Annotated in this window: 16 protein-coding genes and 2 pseudogenes; all 18 read right to left on the bottom strand. The window is 32.9% G+C overall.

Going from position 1 to position 25,013, the window contains the following annotated elements; all coding sequences use genetic code 11:
- Position 1 precedes the first annotated feature (1 nt).
- A complete protein-coding gene (locus SanJ4206_RS05885; protein ID WP_157622053.1) occupies positions 2-1,945 on the bottom strand; it encodes a DNA methyltransferase in 1,944 nt (647 codons plus the stop codon).
- Positions 1,946-2,164: a helix-turn-helix domain-containing protein gene (locus SanJ4206_RS05890; RefSeq protein WP_157622054.1), complete on the bottom strand. Its 219-nt coding sequence runs from the start codon at positions 2,162-2,164 to the stop codon at positions 1,946-1,948.
- Positions 2,165-2,296: 132 nt separating this feature from the next.
- On the bottom strand, positions 2,297-2,956 hold the full coding sequence (locus tag SanJ4206_RS05895; protein ID WP_157622055.1) for a DNA-binding protein: 660 nt from the start codon (positions 2,954-2,956) through the stop codon (positions 2,297-2,299).
- A 49-nt stretch (positions 2,957-3,005) separates the two neighbouring features.
- Positions 3,006-10,115 (bottom strand): annotated as a pseudogene (locus SanJ4206_RS05900) (helicase-related protein); the annotation flags it as partial.
- Between the two features lie 1,251 nt (positions 10,116-11,366).
- Entirely contained in the window at positions 11,367-12,314 is a 948-nt protein-coding gene (locus tag SanJ4206_RS05905; protein ID WP_222702862.1) for a DNA cytosine methyltransferase, read from the bottom strand.
- A 55-nt stretch (positions 12,315-12,369) separates the two neighbouring features.
- On the bottom strand, positions 12,370-14,076 hold the full coding sequence (locus tag SanJ4206_RS05910; RefSeq protein ID WP_157622058.1) for a DNA topoisomerase 3: 1,707 nt from the start codon (positions 14,074-14,076) through the stop codon (positions 12,370-12,372).
- A gap of 82 nt (positions 14,077-14,158) precedes the next feature.
- On the bottom strand, positions 14,159-15,160 hold the full coding sequence (locus SanJ4206_RS05915) for a nucleotidyl transferase AbiEii/AbiGii toxin family protein (RefSeq protein ID WP_157622059.1): 1,002 nt from the start codon (positions 15,158-15,160) through the stop codon (positions 14,159-14,161).
- Between the two features lie 2 nt (positions 15,161-15,162).
- Positions 15,163-15,762, bottom strand: coding sequence for a DUF6088 family protein (locus tag SanJ4206_RS05920; protein WP_157622060.1), 600 nt, complete (start codon positions 15,760-15,762; stop codon positions 15,163-15,165).
- 98 nt (positions 15,763-15,860) lie between these two features.
- Positions 15,861-17,456, bottom strand: coding sequence for a CD1107 family mobile element protein (locus tag SanJ4206_RS05925; RefSeq protein ID WP_157622061.1), 1,596 nt, complete (start codon positions 17,454-17,456; stop codon positions 15,861-15,863).
- Entirely contained in the window at positions 17,434-17,664 is a 231-nt protein-coding gene (locus SanJ4206_RS05930) for a conjugal transfer protein (RefSeq protein ID WP_157622129.1), read from the bottom strand. Before SanJ4206_RS05930 ends, SanJ4206_RS05925 begins: the two co-directional genes overlap by 23 nt.
- 15 nt (positions 17,665-17,679) lie before the next feature.
- Positions 17,680-19,761: pseudogene (locus SanJ4206_RS05935) on the bottom strand (CHAP domain-containing protein).
- Between the two features lie 6 nt (positions 19,762-19,767).
- A complete protein-coding gene (locus tag SanJ4206_RS05940; RefSeq protein ID WP_157622062.1) occupies positions 19,768-22,200 on the bottom strand; it encodes a VirB4-like conjugal transfer ATPase, CD1110 family in 2,433 nt (810 codons plus the stop codon).
- Positions 22,103-22,501 (bottom strand): PrgI family protein, encoded by a 399-nt coding sequence (locus tag SanJ4206_RS05945; RefSeq protein ID WP_000542590.1) that lies wholly within the window; start codon positions 22,499-22,501, stop codon positions 22,103-22,105. Before SanJ4206_RS05945 ends, SanJ4206_RS05940 begins: the two co-directional genes overlap by 98 nt.
- Before the next feature lie 3 nt (positions 22,502-22,504).
- Complete coding sequence (locus SanJ4206_RS05950; RefSeq protein ID WP_000573637.1) at positions 22,505-22,771, bottom strand: hypothetical protein; 267 nt, start codon at positions 22,769-22,771, stop codon at positions 22,505-22,507.
- A 12-nt stretch (positions 22,772-22,783) separates the two neighbouring features.
- The gene (locus SanJ4206_RS05955; protein WP_000466903.1) at positions 22,784-23,647 is read right to left on the bottom strand and encodes a VirB6/TrbL-like conjugal transfer protein, CD1112 family; all 864 of its coding nucleotides are present in this window, start codon (positions 23,645-23,647) and stop codon (positions 22,784-22,786) included.
- Between the two features lie 12 nt (positions 23,648-23,659).
- The gene (locus SanJ4206_RS05960) at positions 23,660-23,875 is read right to left on the bottom strand and encodes a Maff2 family mobile element protein (protein WP_000345446.1); all 216 of its coding nucleotides are present in this window, start codon (positions 23,873-23,875) and stop codon (positions 23,660-23,662) included.
- Positions 23,876-23,878: 3 nt separating this feature from the next.
- Positions 23,879-24,190: a single-stranded DNA-binding protein gene (locus tag SanJ4206_RS05965; protein WP_157622063.1), complete on the bottom strand. Its 312-nt coding sequence runs from the start codon at positions 24,188-24,190 to the stop codon at positions 23,879-23,881.
- A 358-nt stretch (positions 24,191-24,548) separates the two neighbouring features.
- Entirely contained in the window at positions 24,549-24,992 is a 444-nt protein-coding gene (locus SanJ4206_RS05970; protein ID WP_003029110.1) for a hypothetical protein, read from the bottom strand.
- Positions 24,993-25,013 lie beyond the last annotated feature (21 nt).

Here is a 25,013-nt window from a genome sequence, read left to right on the forward strand (position 1 = left end):
TCTATACCTCCTCATAGAATGACTTTGTAAATCTCTTATCTTCCTCAGTAACATTAAAAGTTTGATCATTCATATCTGTATAATTCACGTACAGCTTATTCTTATCAACTAAGGCAATCAAAGCTTGTTTCTTTTCTTCAAATGATAAACTTTCAAAATCTGATTCAACTTTATTAAGTTCATCTCTGGTAATGTACGGAATAATACGCTCGTCTGAAAAAATAGCATTTTTGACTTCCAAAATACTATCTTCCGTTGTGGATTGAATATTGTATATGAGTGTGTTTGCATTTTCCAGAAGCTCACAGTATACGAAATTACCTCCGCCTTGCCAGTTGACATCTTTGGAAATACCGCCTTGCTCTCCATCAATTACTTTTTTCATTCGTTCAACAGTAATGTCTTGAATATAATCCATTTGCTCTACACCAATATATCTGCGTCCCATCTTGTGAGCAACCGCACAAGTTGTTCCTGAACCTAAATTGAAGTCCATAACTAAGTCTCCTACCTCTGATGAAACATTGATAATATTTGATATAAGTAGTTCTGGCTTTGGATTGTCAAAAGCTTTATCATCATTTGTTATGTTGAATAATTTTCTTAACTCTTCTGTCGCATCTTGATTTTGCCCCCAATCAAGTAATAAATCAGTTATAGTCTTGCCTGATTTTTCCTCTTCTTTTGTTTTATATCTTCTAAAGGAATTATTTGCAGTAATATAAAATAAATCTAAGTCGCAAAATTTAGTAATTTCTTCTTGTGAATTTCTATATTTAGCAATTGCTTCAAAATCATTTGTTACTCTACCATTTTTAATATAAACATCTTGTAAAAATTCAGTTGACATTGTTTTATTTTGATAAATACCTTTTTTTATTACTGAATTTTTATCTCCCATATATCTTATTCCTGCTTTAATCTTCATTGATACTGCTTTATTTGAAGCATTATCAATACGTTTAGTAGAATCACTTTGTACTCCCATCTGTAATTTTCCTATATTTTTCTGTTCTTTTGCATATACCAAAACAGACTCCATAACTCCAGCTATCCTAGATAAAAATGAAGGTTGTTTTTTCTTTTTCCAGTGCAAATGACCAATAAAATTTTCTCTTCCAAACAATTCATCCATTAAAATATTTAGATATGGCATAGCTGATGTTCCTACAATACCATTGGCATTTTGTCTCGAAGAATCTATAGAAATAAAGATTAAACCATCTTTTGATAATAATCTTTGAGCTAATTCAAGTCTATTTTTCATAAACGTTAGCCATGTAGAATATGAGAATGAATCATTATAGCCAAAACCATCAGATCCTGTATTATATGGCGGATCAATATAAATACACTTAACTTTTCCTTCGTATCGTTTAAGCAAACTGGATAAAACAATCAAATTATTACCCTTGATAATAAGATTATCATTCTCATCAAAAGCAATATTTTCTTCTATTCCATCTTTTGTGTATCTTTTTGCATTAGTAAATACTTTGGGAGCAAGCATTTTTGTTATTTCATCGCTTGCAATGGTTTCGTTATAAAATATTTCTTTTCTCTTTTGATCATCTTTATCTTGACCACCCTCTAAAACACAGTCTTTATACGGAAAATCTAAAACAACATCATTTAATTTTGAAATAAAGTCTCCATTATGTGTTAATCCAATTTTATTAGTATACCTAGTATAAGAATCTGGCAAAAATTCTTTTGACTCAATAAACCAAGCAAATTTTTGCTTATCGAAAACAAGAGTACCATCAACTTTCTCAAAAAATCTTTCTTTAATTTGTTCGTTGGAAAGTAACAATGACAGTAGCTCATTATTCATCGTCATAACATCACTATATACAATAGCTTTCAAAAGTTTATCATCTTCCGAAACATATTTTTCTCTTGTTTTTAAAACTTCCTCTACTATTTCAAAAATGTTCTTGTCCATTTATTTATCCTCCTCAATGTCTTTATCAATACAAATCAGGTATCCAATATCTGTTCCAAGCTCTTTGCAAATTTTTCCTATTACAGATAACGAAACAGCTTCTCCTCTAACCATCTTTGATATTGTTGTCGGTGATATACCTGTTCTATCAATCAAATCTTTTTTCTTCATGTTCTTATCTATCAGTGTCTTCCAAAGACCATTGTAGTTAAATTTCATTTTTATTTCTCCTTATTCCATAAAAATGGATTTTTTATACACTATATTATAACACATACTACATATAGTTGCAAAAGTCGAATCGGATACAAAAAAATAATCGGTGCAGCCCGAAGACTACACCGACATATCTTATCTCTCAGTTTCCTTTAGAGATTCTTTCTTTTCTACAGGTTTTGCTTTTTCTTCAGCCTTATATTTCTTTATTGCTCCAAGTACCGATTCTTTCTTTTCTTCTTGCTTCTTCATCTGTTCCTTTGCTTTTAAAAGCTTAGACGATAGTATTCTAACATTAGTATGTTCCTTTCCATTATCGTCAATGGATGTTCTTACCTGACCAAAAATCTTTACAAAGTCACCTTGCTTAAAATTCTTTGGTATATCTCCCTTATCTCCATAAGCCGAACAATTTGTATAAGTCTTATTTCCCTCATCATCTTTTGACACAACCGAAAAATTAACTACTTTAAAGGCTTCTCCATTTTTATTTTCTCTTTCAATTGTTTCAATCTCACCTACGACATTCCCAACAATGTTCACCAGATTATTATCTTCTTTTTCGATTGCTGCACTTTCTTTAATCTGTCCATTTTCTCTAAGTTCATCAATCAAATAATCAAACTCATCATTAAGTAGGCTCATACTGTCATTATCCATATACTCCTGGTATAACTTGTCCAAGGCATCTTTATCATTGATTCCTTTTTCAAAACTAATTAGTGCCTTTGCAAAATCTTCGTGATTTTCGTTTGCCATTTGTTCTAGTGTATTTCTCATTTCTTTGTAGTTCATAATATACCTCCATTTTTCTACTAAAAATGAAAAGGAGCTTGTAAGCCCCTTAACGTTCATCGTGTTCTTTTGATTTATTTTCTCGTGTTTCTGCTTGTTTTTCTTGTGACTGATATGACTTAATTTGCCCTAAAATAGATGGTTTTTCAGATACCTTTTCTTTGCTTTCTGCCCTTGTGTGAATATTATCCTCTACATCATAAGTAGTTTCAAAGTAATCACTGTCTCTAAAGTCATTATCGTATCTATCTGACACACCATCATTGTCCAAATCTTCTGCAAGCGGATCATAGATATTACCATCGTCATCTCTTTCAAGACCTAATGCTTTTTTAAGGTCATTATCATCAATAGATACAAATTCTCCAAAGTCTCCATATTCCATTTCTTGTTTTAGAAATTCCAATGCCTTTTCTTCACTTCCAAGGTCTTTGAGATAATCAATCTTTGTAACTGGTTCTCCATTGATATATTGAGTAGCTGTAAAGTCTTCTAAGCTAATTTCATATTGAATTTCATGCTTTTCATCTGGTGTAGTCGTATAAGCGATTCCAATATGAGCAAGGTCAGGAAATAGATTATTAAAATTTTCATAGGTATAACTATCATCTTCATATTCCCTTTTACAAAAATCTACAATAGCCCTTTTTACATCTTCAAGTAATGGATTAGGATTTTCTTTTTCTTCTACTTCTCCCATATCAAGTAGCTTGTTTAATTCTGCAAGTCTTAATACTTTTGTCTTTAGCTCATCTGCTTTTTCAAAAGGCTTTGTTAATTCTTCTTTTGCATTTTCCAGTTGTTCCTTTGTGCTAATGAGTTTTTCTTCAAGACGATTTAACCTTTCTGGCATTTTATCAATAGCATTATCTAGTCTTGTAATATTACCATCTGCACTTGTACCAAGCTCTCCTGAATGGTTTGTAGCACCTCTTAAAGTAAAATTATGTTCATTGGTGAAGAAATTATAGCTTACCTCTAAGTCCATATTTCGGTACTGTCCTATGACCTTACTTTCATTAATTTTTACACCTTTAATCGCTTCTAAGAGCTTTTCTCCAGCTATCTTTTTATCTCGAATTATCTCGCCATTAATCGTGATAGAGGTGAATTTATTTTCACCACTTCCTTGTGTCTCAACATTTTCTATATCCTTTTTCACTGCTTCAATTAGATTTTCAGTCCTTGCTATTTCTTCAGGATATGTCTTTGCAACCTTATCCTCTAATCTATATCGATTGGACTTGTAGTTTGCTTCAAGCATTTTAAGTTTTGTAACTTCATTATCTAAATCCATCTTTTCTTTTATCTTTGGATCACCTGTAGCAAGTGCTTTAATTTCTGCATAGTTAAGGGAGCTTTCGTCCACATCTTCCGCCACTCTGACAGGAGTCTTACTTGTCATTATCTGAGAAATGAACTTTTGCTTGTTCTCAATGGTCTGCCAAAGGTAGGCATCAAAGGTGTTCTCGGTAATGTAACGATAGATATTTACTTCTTTATTTTCATTTCCCTGACGAACAATTCTGCCCGCACGCTGCTCAAGGTCTGCCGGTCTCCATGGTACATCTAAATCGTGCATTGCAATTAGTTTATTTTGCACATTTGTACCAGCACCCATTTTCTGAGTAGAACCCATTAAAATACGAATTTCTCCTTTTCTTACCTTTGCAAAGAGTTCATCTTTTTGTTTATCAGTATTGGCTTCATGGATAAAAGCAATTTCTTTCTTTGGTATTCCTAAATCTACAAGTTTATCTCTAATATCATCATAGATATTAAAACTACCATCACCTTTTGGTGTAGACATATCTGAAAATAGAAGTTGTGTTGATTTTTCTTCTTTTGTCTTATCCCAAATAGAAAATACATTTTTAACACATACATTAACTTTTGAATTTTCATCATCTGGTAGTAATGGATTGATTAAACGCTGATCTAAGGCAAGTTTCTTACCATCATTAGTAATCCTAAGCATATTATCTTCTTCAGGCTCTACGGACTTATTACGCACCTTATCAGCCCTTTCAGACAAGCTCTTTAGTATTTCTTTTTGCTCTTCACTTGGTTCAGTTTTAATGACTTTAAAATGAGCTTCTGGAACAGGAAGATTGAGCATATCTGCGGTTTGAATATCGGCCACTTCCTTAAACATACTCATAAGCTCAGGTAGGTTATAAAACTTAGAAAAACGAGTCTTAACTCGGTAACCTGTTCCCTCTGGAGATAATTCAAAAGCAGATTGTGTTTCTCCAAAAGTTGACGCCCATGAATCAAAATGCTCTAGTCCATTCTTTTTCAGAGTGTCGTACTGTAAATATCTTTGCATAGTATAAAGCTCTGTCATTGAATTTGATACTGGTGTGCCAGTCGCAAATACAATTCCTTTGCCAGCAGTCATTTCATCCATGTATCGGCATTTAATAAACATATCTGATGACTTAAAAGCCTCTGATTGCCCAATACCTGCAACATTTCTCATTTTTGTATAAAGATATAGGTTCTTATAGTTATGTGCCTCATCAACAATCAGCTTATCTACGCCAAGCTCTTCGAAAGTAATAACATCATCCTTTTTGAAATCATCATTTAACTTTTCAAGCCTTGTTTCTAATTTCTTTCTGGTTTTTTGAAGCTCTTTTACTGTAAAATTTTGATTTCTATCATGCTTGTACTCTTCTACATAATTGATAATCTCATCAATCTGGTCTTGAATGTGCTTTTGTTGATATTCCTTAGACATTGGAATCTTTTCAAATTGACTATGCCCAATAATAACTGCATCATATTCACCTGTGGCAATTTTCCCTATAAATCTCTTTCGATTCTTTGGTTCAAAGTCTTTTTTATCTGCCACCATGATATTTGCTGATGGATATAGCTGCATAAACTCACGACCAATTTGCCCTGTAAGATGATTTGGCACTACAAATAAGGACTTAGTACACATTCCTAGTTTCTTTGCTTCCATAGAACTTGCTACCATTTCAAAAGTCTTGCCGGCTCCTACCACATGAGCAAGTAAGCTGTTACCTCCATAAAGTATTCTTGCAATTGCATTCTTTTGATGTGAACGAAGCGAAATATCTGTACTCATTCCATCAAAGCTTAAATTTGATCCGTCATATTCTCGATTACGAATAGAATTAAATTTTTCATTATAGGCTTTTACTAGTCTACTTCTTCTATCCTGATCACTAAATATCCAGTTCTTAAATTCTTCTTTTATAAGCTCTTGTTTCTGTCCTGCAAGCATGGTTTCTTTCTTATTTAGCACCGAAGTCTTTGAACCATCTGGATTTAGGATTTGGTCAAACACCTTTGTTTCTTTTAGGTTTAGAGCGTCTTCAATAAGCTTATAGGCACTTACTCTGCTTGTACCATAAGTCATTTCTGCAAGGTCATTTCCCCTGTCTTTGCTCTTACCTTCAACATTCCATTCACTGGTTAAATGTGAAAATTTGACTTTAATATCCCATCTTGCATATCCTGGAGTCTTTAATGTTTCAAATATGAATCTTTCAATATCTTTAGGTGGAATCCATGTTGCACCAAGCCTTACATTGATTTCACTGGCTTCAAGTTCTTTTGGCATTACTCTTTGAAGTTCTGCTTTTTGATATTCCAGTCTGCTTAGTTCGTTTACAAGTGTTTTTCTTTCGTTTTCACTTTCTTCTGGAAGCATTCGTTCTGCTTGTCGCAACCTATTGATATAGCTATCTACAATACCTATTTTTTCTCTAATATTTCCACTTAAGTATTCATCTTTCGTTACATAGGTATACTTAAAGGAGTTAGTTTCATCACTACAAGCAAATGGCAAATCACCATCTTCCAAGTCAAAAGAAAGCTTCTGATTAAAACTAACATTCTCTTCCCTGATATTTAGAAAGATTTCTCCTCTAAGTTCTTCTATAAGAGTATTTCTATCCTTTTCCGTTAGATTTGTCATGTAATCGAAATCTACATAACCTTTTTGTGAAATAGATAGTACCAATGCTTCAAGTGAAGTATCTACATGGTCAATAACTTTCGCTTTTGTGATAGTTCGCTTAGAAAAAATATCGCCTTTTGCCTTAAAGTTTTCTTCTTCATCCAGTATCTCAATAGAAGATACCAAAGGGAAATTACTATCTTCTCTTAAGGCTCTTGTGTTACTTAAATTATTTACAAAACCATGCTTCTTAGAAAAACTATCATAAACTGCGTTTAATTTATCCTGAGATTCTTTGATTTCAGCTTCACTAAATTCTTCTTTTTGCTTGTATATTACATTCTTTAGTGCGTCATTTAATTCGAGATAATCCTTGATCTTTTCCTTGTTTTTGTCTGATACTTCTTTCTTAATAAAAAGTGAATTTTCCCTGTAATATACCTCATCATCTATGATTGTGTAGGAAAAGTTTTTTACATCATCGGTTGCGGGTATTGAGGTTACTTCATCATCTAGTAGCTCTATCTCTTCATACTTCGCATCTTTTGATATTCTTTCACCTGCAGCTTCGATACGATCTTTTAAAGAAGACATATTTATTTCATAAGGTAAAAATGCTATTGGCTCACAAGTAAGAGTTTTTCCAAATCTTCCGCTTACTTCTCTCATGTTTCCAAGAACTTGTTCTGGATGGTCTACAAAATATTTATTATATACAAGACCATTTTCATCTTCCGATAAATGCACCCAGTCATCATCACGCTCAAGTACACTATCTCTTTTCTTAAGGAATATAATGTCTGATGTTACTTCTGTGCCGGCAACACCCTTAAAGGTATCGTTAGGAAGTCTTATTGCACCTAAAAATTCTGCTCTTGCATTTATATATTTACGGATACTTTCGTCTTTCTTATCCATAGTTCCAGATGATGTGACGAATGCTATAACACCACCATTTCTCACCTTATCAATAGATTTAGCAAAGAAATAGTCATGAATTAGAAAGTTATTACGATTGTATTCCCTATCATTAACCTTAAATTCGCCAAACGGAACATTACCGATTGCCACATCAAAGAAGTTGTTTGAAAAACTGGTCTCTTCAAAGCCTTTAACTTGCACATCACTTTCAGGATAAAGAAGTTTTGCAATTCTACCACTAACAGAATCAAGCTCAACCCCATAAAACTTTGATTTATTCATTTCATCTGGAAGATTACCGATAAAGTTCCCGATACCCATTGAAGGTTCAAGGATGTTTCCTTGTTTAAATCCCATACCTGAAAGTGTCTTATATATTCCGTCAATGACTGCTTTCGGTGTGTAAAAGCTCGTTAGGGTAGATTCTCTTGCAGCTTCATATTCTGATAGTGATAAATTTTCTTTTAAGAAGGCTCTTGCCTCTTTCCACTGTCCTTCCTTACTTTCATCAAATACATCCGCAAGTCCACCCCAGCCTACATATTTTGCTAAAACTTCCTGTGCTGTAATATCAAGCTCTCGTTCTCCACTTTCCACTCTGTTAAGCATTGAAATGGCTTCAAGATTATTATTTAACCTTTCACTTGGAGTAAGTTTATCAGGGAAAATATCTTCTGTAATTCTAAAGTTTGATACTTTCTCTTGTTTATTTTCCTCAAGTCCAAAAAGTTTTACTAAATCACTTTCTAATCTATAAGGAATAACTTCTGAACCCGTAATCATTCCCCCAAGATACTCAACATTATCCTTTATTGTAACAGTCTTAAGACCACCACCCATCTCGTCAAAGCGAGTTATAGTGTAGTCTTTATCTTTATAGTGAACTTCGTCTCCAACAAGTAGTTTAGGTCTATCAAAGCTAATCTTTTCTAATAACTCTTTATCATCTGCAAAACTTACTATAGGCATCATATGATTGCCATTTCTTAGAGGAGCAAGTCTTAAGTCATTCTTTTTTAGAATCTCATTAAAGCTCACTTCATCATCAATTTTATATGCCTCATGATCCATGTAGACAGTTTTTCCAATAGATAAATCTAATGATTTTTCTTTATCTTCTTCTGGATTAATGTAATCAAAAAGTGTCTCTTGTTTTACTTCAACTTGAGTAGCTTCCACAACATAATCAGCAATCTTATATGCTTCATATTTCCCGCTATCAATCAAAGTATCAACCTTTGTGCTTTCCTTAAAATCTACTCCTCGATTAAGTGAATATTCTACTCCATCAACTTCTACTTTTATTCCAGTATCTTCAAGGCTAATATCTAAGCTATCTTTTTTACTTGCAAGTATAAATTCATTACCAACTTTAACTGCTACTTTCTCATTCTGATTGTTATATGCGTAGTATTTAAGGCTATCAACAAACTCGCTCATCGTAACAAAGTCAATGTTATCCTTAAATTCTTCAATCTGACTTATGCTTACTTCATCATTCATTAGATAACCTTTAAGCACATTAAATTTAGCAAGTTCAATGTCTAACTCTTTCAGATACTTTATCTTTTCTGATGTAACACCGTCCAAGCCTTTGTTCCAATCATCAATAAGCCATTTTAAATGTTCCATCTTCCATACAGGAAGTTTAGGATCTGCAATCTCAGTAATTTCATTTCCATAAAAATCGTACTCCTTTATGGCACTCATAATCTGTTCTAATTGTTCAAAATTAAAATCATCAATCCCAATGTTTGTTCCTTGAAGAGCTTCTTCTAATTTACTATTGGCAAGTCTGCTAATTGCAACATCTCTTGGGACTTCGTATTCTTCCATAATAGAGGCAACTTCTTCAGCAAAATTAGGGCTTAATTCTTCTTCAAATTTATCTATTACTTGATTGCTAGCTTCTTTAGGAATTACTTGATCTTCAAAACTGAGTTCCCCATTAAAGACCATTTGAAGCTCATGTTCATCCATCTGCTTTTTTAATTCTCTGTCTTTAAGCTCTCTAAAAGTCTTTGGAAAATCTTCTAAAATAAGTCTTTGAGCATTTAGTTCTTCAAGCTCATGAATATTAAAATATCCCCACTCTGGTTCAATTCCTAAAACAAGACCAAATGCATCGCCTGTTTCCCTATCATATTCCGTCATATACCATGTCCAATTGCTTCTAAATGGAATGATGTATGCTGCATGAACCTGAGTATCTCCTAGATTAGTATGTTCTTGATCATAAAGTTTTGGAACACGCTCAAGCATTTCATCAGTCATTAAATTGTATGGATCTTCTTTAGAATAGAAAAAGGAAGCATTTTCTGCTTCCTCGTTTGTTTTTTCAATGCTATTTTCTAAGCTTCCACTATTTCCTTGATTGTCATCTCTTTCAAGGCCGAAATCATTGCCTTGTATTCTGGATTCGTTTCGCTCTCTATTTTCCATGCTTCCATCATCTTCGGCTTTTCCTTCCTCATAAAGTCGATGGCTCTCTTTTGAACTTCCATCAAGTGTTTCACTAGGCTCTTCTCTTTGTAAAGGTCTATTAGCATTTGATAGTGTTTCTCCTCGCTGCTCTCTGTTAGAAAGTCCAATCTCATCACTGCGTAAATTGGATTCGGAAATTCTTTCATGAATTTCTTCTCTTCCTCCAGATTGTTCAAAGTCTTCTCTTTGATTATCGAAATTATCTCGTCCGTATTTTCCATCCCTGAAAATTCGGTTTCTGTCATTATCATCTCTTTCGTCATTTGATCGAATAGCATTCTCCATACCTCCTAATTCATTATTATTTTCGTTAAGCTTATTATAATCGGCACCTATACTCTTTGTCAGGTCTTGATTGACAGATAAATTTCTTGTTCTTACCATTGCAGCTTCAATAATATTGCTACAAGCATTGGAAATACAGTTACCAACACTCATTAAAGAAATTCTATCTAAGTACTTGAAATTTTCTTGTAAGTTATCCATTGGAATAGGATAATCCAGGTTAAATCTATTTGAAATTGCAAAGCTAATAGAATTTCTCATAAAGTTTACAAATGAGTTTCTATCTTCATCAGCAATCCTCAGATTATTCGCAAGCTCATATATGCTTTCATCCGCGTATATTCTGCTAAGGGAATATAGATTCTCCAATAGGCTTTCACTTGAGTCATATCCTTGTAGTTCAATCATATCCTTTAATGCATTTTCATGCTTTTCTCTATCAAAAGACCATAGTTCCACTTCATTAACATTTTTATCCATTGATACAGTCTGACTAATATCAAAGATATATCCTACTTTTTGAAAAGCATTACTGTCATTTAGAATAGGTATCCCTTTTTGCCCTCTCATAACAGTTCGATTAAATCTTTCCCTCCACATATCAAAGCTTGCACAAGCAGTTGCATTGGGATTTTTATCACAGATACTAAGTTGACTTAAAAAGTCGTATCTTTGGTTATTTCCAATGACTTTTAAGAGCTTCAGATATTCTCTTTCACTATCTAAAACATCTCTTTTTACAAGCTCAATTATGTTGTAAAAATCATTCGTTCTCATCTTTACCTCCTAGTTCTTCAAAATTTCTTTTAATATTGCTTCTAGCACATTTACGACAATGCTATTTCCAGCTTGTTTATACAGTATTGACGATAATTTACCTTTTCTTCCTGGATATATAGCTTTGAGTTTATTAAAGTCTTCATCATCAAAACCCATTAGCCTAAAGCATTCTCGTTCTGTTAAATACCTATACTTACTGTTTCCTATATCAATAATTCCTGAATTGGGAATGCGTACTTGTTTTGTTGAAATGGTGTAGGCAAACTTATCAATAACTTTTAATCTGCCCTTGAAATGATTATTTGTAGGATCTCCTCTAATATGAGAAAGCATTGATTCTTGCTTTACTTCATAAAGATTAGAGACATCTTCTTCTAAAAACTTAGATATATCCTTCGCCTCTATCTTTTCTAAAGAAGAAAAATTAAAGTAGTTTTCACCTAAGATACTTACAACAAAGATACGCTCTCTTTTTTGTGGTATTCCAAAGTCCATAGCATTTAAAATTTCATACTTATTCTCATAACCAAGCCTTTCCATTTCTTTTAGGTAATGAAAAAAGGAAGCTCTCAAATTTCTATCGAGAACTCCCTTTACATTTTCCCAAAGCACAACCTTGGGCTTTATATTCATTTCTTCTATTATTCGTATTGTTTCAAAAAGAAGACTACTTCTTGTACCGCTACCTTTTGTGCCACCTTTCTTTAAGCCACTTCGACTAAAATCTTGACATGGACTACCATGCATTAATAAATCTATTTTTTCATCTGGTGGATAATAATCTACTATACTCTTAGGCTCAAATTCTTCGCCATAAAGTGCATTATAACTTTTAACACAATTCTTATCTATCTCTACATAATCCACTGTCTTATGAGATATTTTTTGCCTTATTAAAGCTTTTCTAATGGCACCTATACCACCAAACAGTTCTAATACATTTAGCTCATCTATTTTAATCACCTCCAATAAAATAAGGGAACAAGATCAGCTCTCATTCCCCTAAAAATTATTTACGATATATCCCTACTGTTTCTCTTATTTCATTCTCAATACATTTTAAGAAATCATCCTTATTCGCCTTTCCATTAGCAATATCAGATAGTTTCATTTCCCATTCAGCAGTAGTTTCTGCCGATTTAAAAGTATCTGAAACAATAGTCACCAAACTAATTCCTTTATTGGTTGCAATTAGATTCTTTTTATCTCTTTCGATAAAACCTTTGAAAATCAAGTTTTCAATAATACCTGCACGAGTTGCCGGTGTACCAAGTCCTTTTCTTTCTACCTCAATGCCTTTTTCTAAGGTGTCATTACCCGCTACTTCCATAGCCTTTAAAAGTGTATCTTCCGTAAAATGTTTAGGTGGTGTTGTATATTTCTCTTTTATTTCTTTATTTTTTATTTCAAATACATCTACAACCTTTATATCTGGGAGTAGTATATCTTCTGTTTTCTTCGTTTTATATTCTTTTAGATACTTAGTGAATCCCTCATCAATTATCACTTTGCCACTACTTGTAAATTCAAAGCCATCAAACTCAGCAACAATTTTTGTAGTATTTTCTACTAAATGGTATCCAACACTTGCGTGAAGTTTATTTAATATAAGTCTATATACCTTTGCTTCACTTTCTGGAAGAGTTGAAATATCTTCTTTTAATGAGCTGATTGTCGGTATAATCGCATGGTGATCCGTAACTTTTTTGGAGTTAAACACTATCTTAATTCTTTCAGTATCAAAGTCATTCTTGCCTAATATATTGTTAATTACGCTTGTAATCATATCTTCAGTCAGGCATCTGCTGTCAGTTCTTGGGTATGTGATAAGTCTCTTCTCATAAAGACTTTGAGCATAATCAAGTGTCTGTTTCGCACTATATCCAAAATACTTGTTACATTCCCTTTGAAGTGTTGTGAGGTCAAATGGTAACTCAGGCTTTGTTATCTTTTCTTTTTGCAAGACATCAGTAATTTCTATGGAATTACCTACTAAATTGATAAGCTGCTCTGTGGTAGTCTTGTCATCAATTCTGTCTGTAGAAAGTGAAAATTTATCTAAAGAAAGCTCAACTGTATAATATTTTTCTTTCTTGAAATTACTGATTTCATCATCCCTATTTACAATCATTGCAAGTGTAGGTGTTTGTACTCTTCCCACACTATAATTTTGCTTATACAGGCAAGAATAAAGCCTACTAATATTCATCCCAACTAGCCAATCTGCAATCGCTCTTGCCTTGGCGGATTCAAATAAATCATCGTAGTAACTTCCATCTTTTAAGTTATTGAAACCATCTTTAATTGCACTATCTTCCATTGATGAAATCCAAAGTCGTTTCATCTTCTTTTTACAATTTGCTTGATTATAGACAAGTCTAAAAATGCTTTCTCCTTCACGACCAGCATCACAAGCATTTATTACATTCTCTACTTCTTTATCATTCAATAGTCTCTTCAAGACACTAAATTGTTTCTTAGTAGATTTTGAAACCTCATACTTATACTCACTTGGAACAATCGGTAAATCCTCCATATTCCACTTAGCATACTTTTCATCATAGCTATCAGGATTTGCCATCTGAATTAGATGACCCACGCACCAAGATACCCTATATCCATTTCCCTCATAGTATCCATCTTTCTTTTTTGTAGCTCCTATTACCTTTGCAATTGATATAGCTACACTCGGTTTTTCTGCAATAACTAAATCCATATTATCATCCTTTCAAAAAATAAGGACGAAAGAATATATCCCTCGTCCCATCTGCACCAAATATTGTATTGTTTTTGGTGCTTTATTTAATTTTGTGTATTTCTTTCTCAAGTTCCATTATTTGACTCATAACTTCATCAAAGCTTGGATAATCCCCAAAAAACATTTCTCTCATATTTTTATAATCTTCTTCAATTTCTTTCAATCTATAAGTATTTGGTATAAGTCTTATATTTTTTGAATTCGCTTCTTCATACTTCGCCCATTTTCTCGGATAAAATTTCTGTTTAAAAAATACCACCTTTTCAAGAAGGTCTAAACTCTGAAAAGCTCTATCCTTATATTTTGAGTTTGCAATACAAAACAAATCGTAATAATGTCTTGCATATCGTTTAGGCATTGGAAGATCTTTTGGTCTATTCGCCTCATGGTGAAGAATAGTTACTTTTTCCCAAAATGTTCGTTCTGGAAGAACTGTCCTGACTTCTATAAAATCACCCTCAAAAAGCACTGGATAAATTTTCTTTAAGTCTGGTACTATAGCAACCACTTCCGAAGGTGTCCATGCTGCAAGAGTTCCTATTTCTAACCTTACTGCCTGTGTTAAATAGGAAGAACGAAATACTTTCGGATACTCAAACAGAATGGTTTGCTCATCTCTTTCATCTACACCTATCTTAAATTCATCATTTAATAGTTTCTTTAAGTCTTCATTCATTTGAGGTAAAAACTCATTCTTTAAAAATTCTTCGGTCTTTTGATTAGATTCTTTATTAAATTTATCTTGTTTTGTATTCGAACGATCTTCCCATGGTTCGTCAAAGTTATATCCAATAACTCTCCAATCCAATATTAAGTCAATATCTTCAGAAAATCTCTGAATTAAATTAAAACATTTTGAAAGACTAGTTCCTCCTTTAAAAGTAAAAGCATCTTTCCATTTACATTTAGAAAAAAGATAATTAAGCACAAAGCATACCCAATAATCTTTTTCAAGAATCACTTCGCTTACACCTATTTTTTGCGAAGCGTTTCTTATGACTTGTTCTAATTCCTCTTTTGTAATTCTTTTATACTCAAACATATTTATTCCTCACATATTCTCTTGAGAACTTGATATACCCAAACACTTGTAGTTTTTCCATGTTCCATCAAAGCCTCTTTTTCTTTATCAGATAACTTTTCTCTTAAATAATCAATCTGCTCATCTGTAATTTTATCTTTTCCAATTGCCTTAACCGCCTGTATAACCATCGCTGTAAGTGTTGACATCTTTGAAATATCTCCATTATTTCTACGTTTAAATTCAATGGTTATATTCCCAAACTTAAAATCAACATACCTACCATCAGATATATATGTCCATTTAGCAGGAACTTGAGTAGATAATCCTAATAAATTAAGTGCCGTATTTCCTGACGGTGCAATCGTCCAATTATATTTTCTAGCAATGGCATTAGCAACTTCATTAACCGATGGAGCTTCGTATTCTCCAATCAATTCAATAAATTTTGGTTTATAATAAATACCATTCATAATGCGACTTATCTCTTCATCTTCTACAAGGCGATTCAATGTGCTACGAATCGTTTCATATCCAGCAATATCAAAAAAATCATTTGCTATAAAAACTTCCTTTGAGCTTAAATTATCTATTCTATCCATAATTTGGTCTTTATAAGTCATGCAATATGCCACCTCCTTTGCACCAAATATTGTATAATATTTGGTGCAAAAAGTCCATCTTCACATTTCAGTGGCATTTTAAAGTGGAGATAATATGATTAGTTTTCATTTTCTTCTAATTCATCTATATCTTCTTCACTTTCATCAGCTTCTGAGAAAAAATCATCGTCATCATCTTCTAATGCTTCAAGTTCTTCATTCTCTTTCTTTTTAACAACCTTAAAGTAATAACCAGCACCTAATGCTCCAGCAACTACAAGAATTAGAATTAAATATGTTCCTATATTGCTACTCTCTTCTTTTTTCACTGGTTTAGGCTCTTCTTTTATTGGATCTTCCTTTACAATCTCCTTTTGTGTTTCTTTCTTTTCAACCATATTTAACAAATCATCTTCTGAAACTTCTGTTAAAAGCATTACGTTCTCGCTTTCTTCATCATGATTAATGATTAGATGAAAAGTCTTTCCATTTTTAGTTGTAAAAGTTACAAACTGTCTTGCGTCTGCTGAATACATATCCGTAGACTTATTATCTTTACCATCGTTGTGGTGAATTGGATAATCTTTGTTTGCATTATCCTTATTCTCTATAACAGATCCTCTTGCCTTTGATGGTGCTGACTCTACTCCTTTATTGGTATTTACATGCTTACTTGTTCCATCAATAGAAGACGTATCTCCATTACTTGAAGTCTGTTTAGGTGTTAGCTTATTCGGATAACGGATTTCCTGTTTCTCCTCTTTTTTATCTGACTTAGTTTCTACCTTATTTTCAGTCTTAGATGTCGGTGTTGAAGTATTACCAGAAGCATCGCTACCTTTTCCTGTATTTATAGGTGTGCTTGGAATAAATTTGCTAAAAGGTTCATTATTTTTTGGTACTGGATTTGAGATAGTTGAATTAGAATTAGTCCCTATCTTATTTATGGAATTGAGCTTTTCCTGTAGTTCCTTAGTCTTCTTTTCTAACTCTTCAATAGATTTTTTAAGCTCAATATTTTCTTTCGATGAATCAACAGAGTCCTTGTCCTTTTTGATTTTCTTTTCCAAAGACTCAATTTCATCTTCAAGATTTTTGATTTTATCTTTTTGCTTATCACTTAGCTTATCTTTATCCTTAAGTTCCTTACTAAGATTATCTACCTTTTCTTTTAATTCTTTAGACTCCTTATCCATCTTATCTAAATCATTTTTAGTAATATCAGTTTGAGCTGATGAATCTTTCTTAGGTTCTTCTGTTTGAGTGGCTTTATCCTGTTTTACTTCCTCAAGCTTCTTTTCTTTATCTTTCTCATTTTCAGTCTGAGTTGCTTTATCTTTTACAATCTTTTCAATCTTACGGATAATCTCATCTTTTCCATCACCTTTGACTTCATAATAAAGAAAATCATCAATGAATTTCATATCGTCAGGTAACATTGGCAAATCACCACTATCAAGGATTTGTCCTTTATCCGCTTTTATAATTTCCTCTTTAAATACTTTCTCGTCTGAAAATACATATTTAATCTTTACTTCAAATTTCTCTTCCGTTTCTGCAAGAGCTTCAATCGGATTAAGCATTGAAAGTACAGTTCCATCTTTTGCAAATACAATCTGCTTATTTACAGTCATCACACCTATAATTGAAACCAAAAGTAACGCTGCTCCAATAAGTGCGGCCAATACTTTCTTATTCTTCAATTTGCTTTTCATTACTATATTTCTCCTTTTCTTTTTTCTCTTTGAACATCTTCACTAATTCTTCAAGAGTGATATTGTTATCTCTACAAATCACTACATACTCCTGGTCTAATAGTTCATCTTTACGAATAAATAAAGGCTCTAAATCTTTATCGATCTGAGCCTTCTTATCTAATAACTTTTGAATTTTTTTATTAACAGTATTCAGTTCCCTATTCACATTTTCCACTCCCTTCTATCTTTGTACGTTTGGTGGAAATCCAAATCCTACTGGATGGTGTTTACAGAATGTTGCAATCCAATCATCTAAGGTTGTTACCCTAACTACTCCGATATTATCCATTACCTTACCATCACCAATATAAATTCCGACATGACCATAAGTAAGTCCGGCTTGTCCACCACTACTGCTACTTTCAACTGCTACAAGCATTCCTACTTTTAACTTTGATCTATCAGAAGTAAATGTATGGTTTCGGTACATATCATTAGCATTACCTCCGATATATCCAAGACCTGCATTTTGATAAACCTGAGAAACCCACATTGCACACCAACCTGCTCCAGGTGATGGAGTAATATATGCTGCATTTACAATTTTCTTTTGAACATCAGACGATGCTTCGTATTCTTTTCCTCCACCTATGCCACCATTTGCAGTAATGAGATTCGTGTTGCCAAACATTTCGCCCATATTCCCCTGTGCAAGGAATAGTGCTTCATAATGCTTTAAATTGTCTGGATACTTAACGAAGACTTCTCGAACCACGCTATCCATTTCTCTTTTACTTAAAGTAACAATGAGCTTTCTATACTCATAAGGTTCTTCATGGCTCTCGGTATATTCGTTCCCCTCTTCATCAGTGTAAGTTCCAGTTACAGTCTTATACCTTATCTCTATTTCCTCTTTATAATCGACATGGTACATAGTCTTAAACAAGTCATCTAAAATATTACTAACTTCAGACAAACTCTTTACTTCACCACATCTTGAAGTGATGTAGGATAAAAGCTCATGAACATTATGACCAATATCTCCATTTTTTCTTACGATATATTCATCGTATCCGGGATTATTCTTTTCTACATTTTCAAGCTCGCTATATAAGTCATTCTCCTTGTTTGAAAAGCTTTGGTTAATCTCAGTTAAAACATTTGGTCTTGATAAATATGATGTTGTTAAAACACTACTTGTAGAGTTAGCAAATCCACCCATTGTCATGCTTGCAAAGTTAAATACAAAAGTTCCAAAAATAATTATGGCGGCCATTATGATTGCTACCACTTTTGCTTTTCTTATGATGAAGTCTTTAGATACCTTAAATGTATCCATCAGTGTCTTTTTAACTCTATCTCTAATTCTTGTCTTATTTTGTTTATAGATGGCTGACTTCATCTGTTTCTTCTTTTGAAACTTTTTATAAGCATTTGCTTTTTTATATTGGTCGATCTTCTTAACCTCGTCCATGCTTTTTCTAAACTGAAGCTTAGATTTTCTACTTTGGATTTTCCTATCGCTCTTTTCTAAATCATATAGCTTCTTACTTTTTCTCTTGTCCGAATAATTTTTTACACCATGAATAAGTTTAGAGGAACTTCATAAGCCTTTTTCAGCAGCTTCAACAGATGCATTTTCATCACTACCAGATGATAGATAAACACTTGTAACCTCACCAAGTTTTGCAGCTCCAATCACACTTCCACCGACTAAGGTTTCCTTGTTATACCTTTTATAAAGCTGATTCTTCTTTTCCCTATCTTTGATGACTTCTTTACCAGTGTTAGAAGCGTTAATATTATCTTCTTTTTTCTTATCTGCACCTTTTCTTGTAAAGAGCTTATCAGAATAGTTCTTTCTTTTAAGTGATTTCTTCTGCTTTTCATGAAGTTTGGATTTTTTATTACCTAAAGGCTCATAAGATACATCGCTAACTCTAAAGTCATTATCATATCTATCAATAACACCATCACCATCTTGGTCTTTTGCTAAAGGATCATAGATACGATTTTCTTTAACCTCTGTTTGATAATCTGACTTGGCTACTTCGGCTTGAAAACTGTTACTTCGAATATTTCTTTTTATAGCATTTTTGCTCTTGTTACTTGTTTCTATTTCACTAGTAATATCAGCTCTTTTACTTATCTTATCATGGATTTTTTCTTGAAATCTGTTTTCTTCTTTAACTACCTTATCCCTGTAATCATCTCCAGTTTTTCTTTTGTAATCCAAGACATCATCTGTTTCAGTTTTTGTGATAGTTCTCTCTTCTCTTGCCTTTAATTTTTCATTCAAATCTCGCTTTCTTTTTTTACTCATAAGATGCTACCTCACTTCTTCAGGTTTTGTAGTCATCTTTTGATATAGGATTGTGTCTTTAGGGAAATTATCTACAAATGGGACAATGGTGTTTCCAAAGAAAATCAGACCTTCACCAGCTCTTGAATTGGTAACAAATTTTTCCTGATCCTTTGAAATTTTAAGCTTTACAACAAGCCAATCTCTATCACCTGTTGCTTGATTAAGCATTAGAATAAAATCCGTATTGTCGAAAATATTTTCAATTTCTTTACTTGCAAGTAGATCTTTGACATTTTGTGTAATTCCTGTTGGAATACCTCCCCATTTTCTAAATCTCTTCCAGATTTCCACCGAATACTGTGAAGTCTGTTCATCCTTTAAAAGCAAGTGAAACTCGTCAATGTAATACCTTGTACTTTTGCCAGTATTTCTATTTTGAGAAACCTTATTCCAAACCTGGTCTTGAATAACAAGCATACCTATCTTCTTAAGCTGCGTTCCAAGTTCTTTAATATCAAAGCAAATAAGCTGTTTATTTAAATCTACATTTGACTGATGATTGAAGACATTAAGACTTCCTGAAACATAGATTTCCATTTCTGTTGCAAGTTTCTTTCCCACCTTTTCTTCTTGCCCTCTTAACATATTGTAAAGGTCTTGAAGTATAGGCATATTCTCTGGAATTGGATTTTCAAAATACTTTTCATAAATTCTAGGTAAACACCTATCTATAACAGACTTTTCTTCTGCTGTAAGTCCACTACCACCAACCACAAGTTCAAGCATAGACATAATAAAATTTGCCTTATCCTTAAGTGGTGCATCACCATCTCCATAATTCATATTTATATCTAGGGGATTAAGATAGTCTTTACTCTTTGCACTAACCTTTATGACTTCTCCCTTAAACTGTTTAACAAGATTGCCATATTCACCCTCTGGATCACAGATAATGACATCATCATCGGTTGTAAGAATAGCATTTGCCATTTCACGCTTTGCAGAAAATGACTTACCAGAACCAGGCGTACCTAAAATTAAGCCATTTGGATTTTTAAGCATTTTTCTATCAGCCATAATAAGATTATGGCTTAAGGCATTTAATCCATAGTACAAGCTATTTGATGAGTTTATGAAAAGCTCCTCTGTTGTAAATGGTAAAAAGACTGCTGTAGATGATGAGGTTAACCCTCTATCTATTTCAATCTTATTTACGCCAAGAGGTAATACACTGATAAAACCTTGTTCTTGACTATGATCTAAGCGTTTAATCTTACAATTATGCTTACTTGCAATAGATGAAATCTGAGAAATAGTCGTATCTAGCTTTTGTACTGTCCTTGCAAAATTCATAAAGACAATCGTTACGATAAACATACGCTCATCTCTTGTCTGAAGGTCTTTTAAAAGCATCTTGATATTATCACCATAGGTAATTAAATCACTTGGCAATATGTCCATGTCATAGCCACTTCTAACTGCCTTTTTATTTTCCTCAATCTTCATCTTATCAATATCTGTATTTTTTCTTTTCACCATCTTAATCGCTTCTGTCTGTTCAACTGCCTTGATATGAAAAGAAATATTGATGTTATCATCTATATCTAAAAATTCTGCAAGCATTCTATCCGATAGCTCGCTTGCAAGTATTTGAAGATGACTAACAGCTCCAATATATTTTCCAAACTTAAAATACTTACTTGGTACAAAATTAAAAGAATCTGGTGCAATAATAGTCTTTGTACTTTCTCTTGGTTTTAAGTCTTTATAGGAAAAAGAAAAGAGCTTATCTGGATTTAAAATATCATGCAATACCTTTAATCTTTCTTCTCCAGTTAAGCCCTCAGCACGAACTCCCATACTCTTTAGATTTGATAATATATCAATCTCAAGTCGCTCAAGTTTTGCAGTCGCTTGCTCCAAACTATCCGCTTCAACTCCAAAGGTGATATACTTCGATTTCTTTAAACCATTATTTCCCTTTGCAAGCTGACTTTTTAACATCTCACGAAACTCTAATCGAATATCATCATAACCATCATTTTTATCAGGTATCTGAATAGCAGCTTTTAATTCATTATTTCTTCCAAGCTGATTGATATATGAAAACTCAATATCTACACTTGGATCAAAAGAGTTTAAGACATTCGCAAATTGATTGAAAATCAAATCCTTATCTTCTGCTAAGGCAAGCTGATAGTTTATATCCTGAAATGCAATACACTTATTATAGTGCTTTTCATCAAGCTGGCATATTCCACTTTTTAGCATTCTCAGATAAGGTATTGTGTCTTCAACAGTATATCTCTTAGGCTCTTTCTTAAATATTAAGTCGATTAGAGAAGCTTTTTTCTTCTGCTTAGTCAGCTTTTCTTTTTTCAGGTTTCTTTTGTTTTCCTTTAATACCTTTTGATTTTTTTCTAACTGAATTTGCTGTATTTTTCTTTTCTTGTTCAAGGTAAACCTCCTTTCTCACTCGCTTCTGTGGTTGATAAAACTTGTGTAGATATATGTGCTTAAAATATTTCTCAAAGGTAAGTCCATCTTTTTCAAATAGTGTTACAAAGAAGATTGGAAGAGTTGATACAATTAAAAACAGTATCGCTATATCATTAGGCATAAACTTTCTCATAAATAAATAGACTGGTATACCAACCAGTCCAGCAAGTGTAAATCCAATTAATTGTCTTCTTGTAAGGTTAAAGGCTACCTTTGTTTTTACCTTTTTTAAATCTTTGGGAATTGGTACATAGCCCATAGCTTACCTCCCATCTTCTTTTTCCTTTGAAAATGCTTCAAAATGTTCATAGCATGAAGCAACTTCATTTCTCATCTCTTCTAATTCTGACTCAATGAATGCATTTTTCTGCTCTTGATAACAAAGAATAGATTTCACATCATCTCTTGTACTTTTTACTTCATCTTCTAAATTCTTTAATTTGTTCCTATTAAAAATCGAGATAGCAAATGCTCCAATTCCTACTGCAATAATTGAAACAGGAAACAACTTTTTCTTTACTTCTATCATTAAAAATCCTCCTTAATGTGCGTTTAATACACTCTTTGCAAGCGTTCCACTCTTTAGCATCATTAGACCAAGAAGTAATGCATAGCCTAATATCATAAAGGTACTTGCATGAATGTCCGTTATCTTTATCGTCTTTACTAAAACTGCGTAAATACCCAAGCATATAATCAAGAATAAGCCTTGAAGCCCAATAGCAAATAGACCTTTGATATAGTTTGTTCCAATTTGTCCCCACTCCTTATTCCCCATAGTGGCAAATGGAATTGCTGAAACTGAACAGTAAACATATATCTCAAACATTCTGCCATAGACAACTAGCATTATGACTACCGACATAACCTGTATTGCAACTTTAACAAGCGAGGTTTCAAAGAGTATCATCACCAGTTCTCCAAGTCCTTTGTCTTTTAATCCCTCAACCATCTGAACAATTTGATCACCTGAAACGGTAGCAGAAGTATTGATTACTCCTGCCGCCTGATTTACAAGGTGTTGTGCAACATCAAAGACTGCCATTGAGAATGTAAAGGCATGAGATACTAGCCATACCGCTATCCACATCTTTATCATGTATTTAAAAAACTCAAAGGTATCTGTATCGTGCATATTATTCTTTTGCATAACCATATTTATCAGCTCAATACATAAGACTGCCGTAATGATTAAACCTGCAATTGGAATAATGACACTATCATTGATACTCTTAATAAAGTTAAATACCTCTGAGTTCCATCCCATTGGTGTCTTGCCTATATCGGTTGCTACTGCTCCGACTTTATCATTAATGTCGATAAACATTGACTCAAGATTTGCTTGGATACCTCCGAGAAGAAGCTCTTTAAAAAATTCCTCTATCTTATCGAAAATACCAAACATAAGCTACTCTCCTTACTTCAATACATTTGAAAGTAATGGGATTAGTTTTAATCCGATTAGAACGATGCCTCCACCAGCCATTAGCTGCTTAATGCCCTGAGATTTTGCTCCAGGGTTATCATTACCATATCCCTCCATAAGGTTGATAACACCCCATGCTCCAAGACCAGCACCTACTGCCATTACCAAAATCTTTAATACATTAACTGCTTGTACGAAAAAATCCATTATTTATTCCTCCTCGTTTTCTTCTTTCTTTTCAATTTTGTTCATAGACATAACTACAAAATTCTTATATGTCTTTCCATTTTTAGTTCGTTTGTTGAAGTAGCCATATACATGAATGAAATCACCTTCTGAAAATTCCTTAGCCACTTCAGATTTATTGCCATAGGCTGCACAGTTGATATACTCTCTACCTTTTCCATATCCTTTCGAAAGAGCAAAATTTACAACTTGAACCTCTTCATCACCTCTTGTAAAAGTTCCAAAAATAGGTTTTTTTAACAGATTGGCATTGATATTAATCATTTCTTTTTCCATTTTTTCCTCCAATTAAAAAAGCGACTGAAAAGTTAATTCCAATCGCTAAGTATTTGTATATTTAGTTGTCTTTTAGGTAGGGCTTCTTATCCTGATCATCTTTTCTCCTTTACTTTCTGTAACATATTTAAGGGAATTAGCATTTTGTCATGTATATATTAGTGAGAGGCATTTGAAATACTAGTTAGCAACTCTTGCGAGTTTTTCCTATTTATTGATCGCAATATAAATTGAAAATAGGCATGAAAAAAGACGATAGATTTTTTCTTTCTATCGTCTTTAATACTTTATATTCCGTTCGACAAACTGGAAATTGACAAATTACTGTCAACCTTATTAATCCGTGTTACCCCAAAACTTATGAACAATTTTCCAAGTATTTTCTTCGATTCTTTCTTATATTAGCAATAATAACCACTGCAATTGCAAAGAACTCAATTATAAGTTCTGCCGTGAATAGCATCAAATATTTGGGTGTATCTGGCTTTAAATTCAAAAAATATTGTTGTATTTTATCACTTTCGGCAACATTAAATGTGTCATCAAATTCTTCGTGTTTCTCTCCAACTGCGTCATATATATCCAAAGAATAGCCATCTGGAAAGCCTTGCTGATAAACAATCTTACTAACATCATATTCAATGTGAAAATATTCTTTTACACTTTCTACTATATAGTCATCTTGATTTGTAACATATATGCTTCTTTTTGGAAACAAAAAATCAGGTGACATAAGCCACAAGGTATATACATCGATTACTATGAACAGAATCAACATCAAGATAAATACTGCTTTCTTCATACACTAATCACTTCCATAAAT

This window comes from Streptococcus anginosus, from assembly GCF_001697145.1.
Lineage (GTDB): Bacteria > Bacillota > Bacilli > Lactobacillales > Streptococcaceae > Streptococcus > Streptococcus hominis.